The organism is Rhodococcus sp. IEGM 1381 (genome assembly GCF_030056795.1).
Taxonomy (GTDB): domain Bacteria; phylum Actinomycetota; class Actinomycetes; order Mycobacteriales; family Mycobacteriaceae; genus Rhodococcoides.
Map to the genome: position 1 here is coordinate 26,464 of NZ_JASHKQ010000025.1, position 8,115 is coordinate 34,578.

At 63.6% G+C, this 8,115-nt stretch carries 5 protein-coding genes; 1 reads left to right on the top strand and 4 read right to left on the bottom strand.

Annotation, left to right across the window (positions count from 1 at the left end):
- Window position 1: 1 nt before the first annotated feature.
- The 3 genes from QM797_RS25585 to QM797_RS25595 all read right to left on the bottom strand — a co-directional run bounded on the left by QM797_RS25585 (window position 2) and on the right by QM797_RS25595 (window position 3,619).
- Window positions 2–940, bottom strand: coding sequence for an ABC transporter permease (locus QM797_RS25585; RefSeq protein WP_283278531.1), 939 nt, complete (start codon window positions 938–940; stop codon window positions 2–4).
- Window positions 933–1,856 (bottom strand): ABC transporter permease, encoded by a 924-nt coding sequence (locus QM797_RS25590; RefSeq protein ID WP_283278532.1) that lies wholly within the window; start codon window positions 1,854–1,856, stop codon window positions 933–935. The genes QM797_RS25585 and QM797_RS25590 overlap by 8 nt, the downstream gene beginning before the upstream one ends.
- A gap of 140 nt (window positions 1,857–1,996) precedes the next feature.
- A complete protein-coding gene (locus QM797_RS25595; protein WP_283278533.1) occupies window positions 1,997–3,619 on the bottom strand; it encodes a peptide ABC transporter substrate-binding protein in 1,623 nt (540 codons plus the stop codon).
- 445 nt (window positions 3,620–4,064) lie between these two features.
- Between QM797_RS25595 and acs the strand changes: the two genes are divergently transcribed.
- Window positions 4,065–6,008, top strand: a complete 1,944-nt coding sequence (acs, locus tag QM797_RS25600; protein WP_283278534.1) for an acetate--CoA ligase — start codon at window positions 4,065–4,067, stop codon at window positions 6,006–6,008.
- A 52-nt stretch (window positions 6,009–6,060) separates the two neighbouring features.
- On the opposite strand, the gene QM797_RS25605 is transcribed toward acs, so the two are convergent.
- Window positions 6,061–7,911, bottom strand: coding sequence for a glycosyltransferase family 39 protein (locus tag QM797_RS25605; protein WP_283278535.1), 1,851 nt, complete (start codon window positions 7,909–7,911; stop codon window positions 6,061–6,063).
- Between the last annotated feature and the right edge of the window lie 204 nt (window positions 7,912–8,115).

Sequence of the window (8,115 nt, forward strand, 5' to 3'; positions counted from 1 at the left end):
GTCAGTTCCGTTTCGGATCGAGTGCGTCACGAAGTGCGTCGCCGAGCATGATGAACGCGAGCACCGTGACGGAGAGGAACGCGGCCGGGAACAGCACCAGGTACGGTGCCGTCAGGAACACGTTCTGACCGAGGTTGATCTGCAGGCCCCACGAGATCTCGGGAGCTTGCAGTCCGATTCCGAGGAACGTCAGCGTCGCCTCGGCCGCGATGAACGTACCCACCGAGATGGTGGCGTAGATGATCACCGGCGCAAGGGCATTGGGCAGAATGTGCCGCACCAGAATACGGTACGTGGACGCACCGAGCGCCTGAGCGGCCTGAACGTACTCGCTGTTCTTGATCGCGATGACACTCGATCGGACCAGTCGCATCGCCGTCATCCAGCCGAACACGATCAGAGCGAGCGAGACGGTGAAGATGGTGCGCTGTTCGGTCACCGTCAACAGGATGAGGGCACCGAGCAGGAGTGGAATTCCGAAGAACACGTCGGTGAACCGCGCCAGGATGCTGTCGGTTACTCCGCCGAAATAGCCTGCGAGAGCACCGATCAGCACACCGATGATGAGCACACCGATGACCGACAGCACACCGATCGACAGCGAGATCCGCGCACCGTAGATGACGTTGGCGTAGTAGTCGCACCCCTGGATGTCGGTGCCGAACCAGTGCTCGGCGCTCGGTGTCTGGCGCGAGTCGGACAGCGAGCACACCCGAGGGTCGATCCCGCGGGCAAACAGTTGCGGGAACACCGCCATCACCAGGAGCACAGCGAGCAGGAACGACCCGATGATGAAGAAGGGGCTCTTGCGCAAGAACTTCCACGCGTTGCCCCACAGGCTGGCCTGGCCGACCAGATCGACGGCCTCGCCGGTGATGACGTTGCCGGGCTGGCCTTCGTCCGCGGCGTGCTGAGCTGCGCTCGAATCTTCTTTATTCATAGCGAATCCTTGGATCGAGAACCGCGTAGAGAACGTCCACCACGAGGTTGAAGAAGATGTAGAAGAACACGAAGAGCGTCACGATGCCGACGACGACGGCACCTTCCTGACGCGCCAGTGCGTCGTAGATCGCGCGCCCGAGACCCGGCAGGTTGAACACCGTCTCCGTCACGATCGCACCGCCCAGCAGACCGCCGACGTCGGCACCGATGAAGGTGACGACGGGGATCAGCGAGTTGCGCAGCGCATGCCGAACGATGATGCGCCGGTTGCTGATTCCCTTGGACTTCGCGGTACGGATGTAATCCGCCGCCATCGACTCCGCCACGGACGTGCGTGTCAACCGGGCGACGTACGCCATCGACAAAGAGGCGAGCACGAGGCCCGGGAGCAGGTAGCTCGACCACCCGTTGTTGATACCGGAGATCGGGAAGACACCCAGTTTCACCCCCAGCGTGAACTGCGCGATGAAGCCGAGGACGAACACCGGAACCGATACCAGCAACGTGGTGGACACCAGCACGAGGTTGTCGAAGAACGACCCCTTCTTCAGGGCCGAGAGCACACCCGCTGCGATTCCCATGATCGTCTCGAAGACCACGGCGACGATCGTCAGCTTGATGGTGACGGGCAGGGCCCGCTCGATGGTGTCGAGCACGGGGCGGCCGGAGAAGTCGGTGCCGAAATTGCCCTGGAAGAATCCACCGATGTACTTGAGGTACTGGACGACCAGATTGTCGTCGAGGTTGAAGTCGTCGCGCAGCTGCGCGACGACGGCAGGGGCGAGCGGGCGATCTCCGGCAAGGGCGCGGATGGGATCACCGGGCAGTGCGTAGACCATGGCGAAGATGAGAAAAGAAGAGCCGATCAGGACGGGAATCGTCAACAGTAATCGGCGGGATATGTAGCGACCCACTGTGGTTTCTCCTTGAATGCGGCGATCCTGCGAATCGGGTCTCGCTGACGCAGGTCTTCGGTAGGCGTCGAGCCCACCGCCGAAACGAACCGGTGGGTGGCAACGGAGTCACGTCCGTTGCCACCCACCGGTGTCCGTTATTAGCTGACTACAACGTCTTCGAGGACGATGTCGCCGGTGTTGTCGATCTTCACGTCGGAGACGCGATCGGACCACACTGCCTGATTCAGGCCGTAGAACAGCGGGGTGGAGGGCATCTGCTGAATCAGGATGTCCTCGGCCTCCTGGTACTTGGCCGTCGCCGCGTCGACGCTCTCGGCGTTGTTACCTTCGGCCAACTTGGCGTCGAACGCCGGATCGTCGAAGAACACATAGTTGCTGCCGGCCGGCGCGAGTGCTGCCTTGGAATACAGCGGTGCCAGGAAGTTGTAGATCGACGGGTAGTCCATGACCCAGGCCGAACGGAACGGGCCGGTCATACCCTTGGCGTCCTGCAGCGGCAGGTACTGGGCGAACTGAAGATCGCCCCGCAGTGCGTAATCGACACCCAGGTTCTCGCGAATCTGGTTGCCCACGGCCGTCATCCATGAGTCGTGGCCGGCACCGGCGTTGAACCACAGGTCGATCGGCTGGCTACGATCGAAGCCGGCCTCGTCGAGCAGGCGGTTGGCCTCGTCGGCGTTGAGCTCGCAGGTGGTTCCGCATGCATCCTCGCGGTAGCCCTCGACCACGGGAGACGCGAAGGAGTTTGCCGGAGTTCGGGTGTCGGTGAAGATTGCGGTCGCGATGGCCTGGCGATCGATGGCCATCGAGAATGCCTTGCGCACGTTCGGGTCCTGGAACCGCGGGTCGTACGTCGGGAAGCCGAGCGAGGTGATGTCGGGACGGGCGCGGTCGGCGTAGCGATCACCGAACTGATCTCGCGCGGTCGCCCAGGCGTCCTCGGGCAGATCGAGCATGATGTCGAGTCCGCCGCCCTGAATATCGTTGTAGCCGGTGTTCAGCTCGGTGTAGACCTTGAAGTTGACGCCCGCGGACTTGGCGGCGTTGTCACCCTTGTAGTCGTCGTACTTCGTGACGGTGAAGCCCTGTCCCGGAACGAATTCCGAGTCGGCCTTGAACGGGCCGTTACCGATCGGGCGGGTACCGAATGCCGTCGGGTCGGCGTAGAACGCCTCCGGCAGCGGGTCGAACGCGGTGTAGCCGAGTGTCAGCGGGAAGATCGCGAACGGTCCGTTGAGCTTGACTGTGAAGGTCGTGTCGTCGACGACGCTCAAGCCGCTCAGTTCGGTCGCGGCGGGCTCGGCGGTGTCGCTGCCCTGCAGATCCGCATAGCCTTCGATGTTCTCGAAGAAGTACGAGGCACCGAAAGCGTTGGTGCTCAACGCATTATAGCTCCACGCCTTGGTGAAGGACTCCGAGGTGACGGGAGTGCCGTCGTGGAACGTCCAGCCGTCCTTGAGCTTGACGGTCCAGTTGACGTTGTCCTCGGACTCGACGGACTCGGCAACGCCGTTGTACTCGACGCTGTTGTCTTCGTCGTTGAACGTCACCAGCGGAGTGAACAGCGCCTTGAGTACCTGGCTGCCTTCGCTCTCGGTGGTATTGCCGGGAACCAGCGGATTCTCGGGCTCGCCGATGTAGATGCTGTAGATCCCGTCGGCGCTGCCGCCGGAGCTCGAGCCCCCGCCGCCACAGGCGGCGAGCAGGCTCGCACTCATCAGCACAGCCGTGGTGACGACCGCGGCACGTTTGATACGCAAGGAAAATCCTCCATCCAGATGTGAGCATGGGGTCATCCATGCTCAGTTCCTCGGGCGCGACGCCCGGGGTTTCGTGGGCGACCGCATGGCACGGCATGTGAGCCGTTCCAACGATCTGATGGGATGGACTTTAGACACATCCTGAAACGAACATGTGAACTCCCCCAGATTTTGCTGACCGGTGGGTAACTCCGAAACATGGTCGAAATGTTTCGGCAAGTCGATTTCCCACAGTTCGGATTCGAGCGGCTTCGAACTCGCTCACCGACGGCCCTGATTACCGCCCATCGTGCGGAAACTACCGATCACCGCAGATCAAGGGGTTGCAGGCGATTGCAACGGTGCGATCGCGATCACATGTGACTACCCTCACTAGGGGCTCGAGACCGGCTGACAAGTGCCGTTTCATGGGTGAAAAGCATCGGACGAAAGAGAGCTATTCGAGATGACGACCAGTACCTCCGGGACAGACGAGACCGCAGTTGCCTCCTACGCACCCTCGGCCGAGTTCGCGGCTCAGGCGAACGCCAAGGCGGATCTGTACGCCGCCGCGGAGAAGGATCGACTCGGGTTCTGGGCCGAGCAGGCCCGCCGTCTCCACTGGCACACACCCTTCACCGAGGTACTCGACTGGTCCGACGCCCCCGTCGCCACGTGGTTCGCCGACGGCGAGCTCAACGTCGCCTACAACTGCGTCGACCGCCACGTCATCGACGGCCACGGCGACCAGGTCGCCATCCACTGGGAAGGCGAGCCCGGCGACAGCCGCGACGTCACCTACGCCGATCTGCTCGCCGACGTCAGCCAGGCCGCCAACACCCTCACCGAACTCGGCCTCGTCTCCGGCGACCGCGTCGCGATCTACATGCCGATGATCCCCGAGGCCATCGTCTCGATCCTCGCGTGCGCCCGCCTGGGCCTGACCCACTCGGTCGTCTTCGCCGGCTTCTCCGCCACCGCACTGCGCTCACGCATCGACGACGCCGAAGCCAAACTCGTCATCACCACCGACGGCCAGTGGCGACGCGGCAAGCCCGCTCCCATCAAGGACACCGTCGACGAAGCCGTCGACGGAGCGGCCTCGATCCAACACGTGCTCGTCGTCAAGCGCACCGACTCCGACGTCGCCTGGACCGAGGGGCGTGACCTGTGGTGGCACGAGACCGTCGCCAACGCGTCGAAAGAGCATGAGGCCCAGCCGTTCCCGGCCGAGCATCCACTGTTCATTCTCTACACCTCCGGCACGACGGGTAAGCCGAAGGGCATCATTCACACTTCCGGCGGCTACCTCACCCAGACCTCGTACACCCACCACAACGTCTTCGACCACAAGCCCGGCAAGGACGTCTACTGGTGCACCGCCGACATCGGTTGGGTCACCGGACACTCCTACATCGTCTACGGTCCGCTCTCGAACCGCGCCACCCAGGTCGTCTACGAGGGAACCCCCAATTCACCCGACGAGCACCGGCATTGGAACGTCATCGAGAAATACAAGGTCTCGATCTACTACACCTCCCCCACCCTCGTCCGCACCTTCATGAAGTGGGGCAAGGAAATTCCCGAGGCCCACGACCTGAGCTCGATCCGCCTGCTCGGATCCGTCGGCGAGCCCATCAACCCCGAGGCGTGGCGCTGGTTCCGCGACGTCGTCGGTGGCGGTAGCGCCCCGATCGTCGACACCTGGTGGCAGACCGAGACCGGCGCGATCATGATCTCCCCACTGCCCGGTGTCACCTCCACCAAACCCGGCTCGGCGATGACCCCACTGCCCGGCATCTCCGCCAAGATCGTCGACGACGACGCCAAGCCACTGGGCAACGGCGGCAACGGCTACCTCGTCCTCGACGAGCCGTGGCCGGCGATGCTGCGCGGCATCTGGGGCGACATGGACCGCTACAAGGACACCTACTGGTCCCGCTACGCCGAAGAGGGCTGGTACTTCGCCGGCGACGGCGCCAAGTACGACGACGACGGCGCACTGTGGGTGCTCGGCCGCGTCGACGACGTCATGAATATCTCGGGCCACCGCATCTCGACCTCCGAAGTGGAATCGGCACTGGTCACCCATCACAGTGTCGCCGAGGCCGCGGTGGTCGGTGCGGCCGACGACACCACCGGACAGGGCATCGTGGCGTTCGTCATCCTGCGGGCCGGCGAGGAGAACACCGGCGATGCGTTGATCGCCGAACTCAAAGCGCAGGTCTCCAAGGAGATCTCACCGATCGCCCGACCGCGCGAGATCTCCATCGTGCCGGAATTGCCGAAGACCCGCTCCGGCAAGATCATGCGTCGCCTGCTCCGCGACGTCGCCGAGGGCCGCGAACTCGGCGACGTTTCCACCCTCGTCGACCCGAAGGTATTCGAGGCGATCAAGAAAGGCCGGTAGCGGACAGTGGTGCGGTTAGGTGCCCCGTGGGGCACTGAACCGCACCACTGCCTCAGGCACTCAGGTCGAACACCGTGTAATCGCCGACGGTCCTCGGTGTGAAGGTCGCGGCGACCCAGTCACCGATCGCCGACGGCCTGGTCTTGCCCGTTCCTGCGATGAAGTAATGGATCTTTCCCGCGGCCACGTCGGCCTCGAATTGGTCGAGTGTGGGCGAGGGGTCGGTTCCGGAGAATCCACCCACCGGCATCACCGGGTCGTCGGTCGCGAGCTGCAGAACCGCGGCGGCATTGGATCCGATGGTCGCCGCCGCCCAGGTGTACTTCTGCCGATCAGCCTCGAGGAGTCCGGTCAACTCGGAGTCGGGAGCTGATGGGGAGCCGAATTGCGTTGACCGCTCCGCATCTTCACCCTCTCGACCACTTCGGTACGCGGCCTGGTCAGACGCAACAGCGGGCCCGGCCGACGGGCCACCTCCGGTGTGCGGAGTGACCACGGTATCGGCGACGTATGCGACGGGACCCGCAAGAGCGACCGCAATTGCCATCGCCCCCAGCGCAATCGACATCGAACGGGACCCACGGAACACCAGGGCCACTGCGACGACAACCCCGACTCCCAGCACTACCCACCGCAGCCACGGCAGAAATTCGGGAGTGCGGGCGAGAAAAACGAACGAGGTAGCCGTCGTGATCGCCGATGCCAGCACGAGAACCGCACGCCACGCGGGCTTTTCGCGCCTCACCCACAGCTCACGGAGGGCCGCTCCGACGATGGCGGCAATCGCCGGAGCGACGACGATCGTGTAGTAGGAGTGGAAGGTGCCCGACATGAAGCTGAACACCAGCGAGCACCCGACGAGCCACAGTCCCCACATCACGAACCAGGCTCTCCGAAAGTCCTGCCGAGGAGCTCTGCCGCGCAACACGATTCCCGCGACCACGAGCACCAGTGCGGCCGGGATCAGCCACGAGATCTGGCCACCCTGGGCGGCCGCGAACATTCGGGTGATGCCCGTCTGCGGCCCGTGCCCACCCGGCCCGAAACCGCCGGCCTGCGCTGCATCACCGGCAGACGATCCGACGGTGCCCGCGTGTTCGTTACCGGTCAACCTGCCCAGGCCGTTGTAGCCGAAGGTCAGATCCAGAATGCTGTCGGTCTTCGATCCACCGACCCAGGGCCGGTCCGCCGCCGGCACCAGTTGCACGATCGCAACCCACCATCCAGCGGAGACGAGCACGCCGGCACCAGCGGCCAGCAACTGCAGAAGTCGTCTTCCGAGCTTGGGCGGACCGAACGCGGCGTAGGCCACGGCAAGAGCCGGAACGACAAGGAACGCCTGCAGCTGTTTGGTCAGGAATCCGAGACCTACTACAGCGCCGGTCAGCACCAGCCAGCGAGTGCGTCCGTCTTCGACAGCACGCAGCATCGCCCACGCTGCCCCCAGCAGGGTGAGGGTGAGCAAGGCGTCGGGATTGTCGTAGCGGAACATCAGCGCGAAGGTCGGGGTGGTGGCCAATACCGCGCCGGCAATCAACGCTGCCCCGTATCCGAATCGACGGGCGACGATCGCGTACATGATTCCCACACTCAGCACGGCCATCAGCACCTGCGGCAACAACAGCGACCACGAGTTGAGACCGAAAGTCCGTACCGAGAGTTCCATGATCCACAGCGATGCCGGCGGCTTGTCCACCGTGATGGAGTTCGCGGCATCGGACGAACCGAACAGGAACGCCTTCCAACTGATCGAGCCGGCCTGTACGGCCGCCGCATAGAAGGAATTACCCCACTGCTCGCGGTTCAGATCGAGGGCATAGGCCCCTGCTGTTCCGACAAGAAGGGCGGCGAGACTGGGCAACGCCCAGCGTGGGCGGGCGATGTCGTGTTCGAGGACGGTCACAATCGATCACTGTTGCCCTCGATCCTGAGGATGTGCCAGCAACTTCCTGACAATCGACCGTCAATCGCCACAGCCATACGAAGAATGCCTGAATTGTCTGCACTACAACGACTTCGAGGCCGCCCATGTGAGCGGAACTTCGTAGCCCACTACGGGCGGATTCGAGCGGTGGTTGCAACGTGCCTGATCATTAGGGATGTTTGC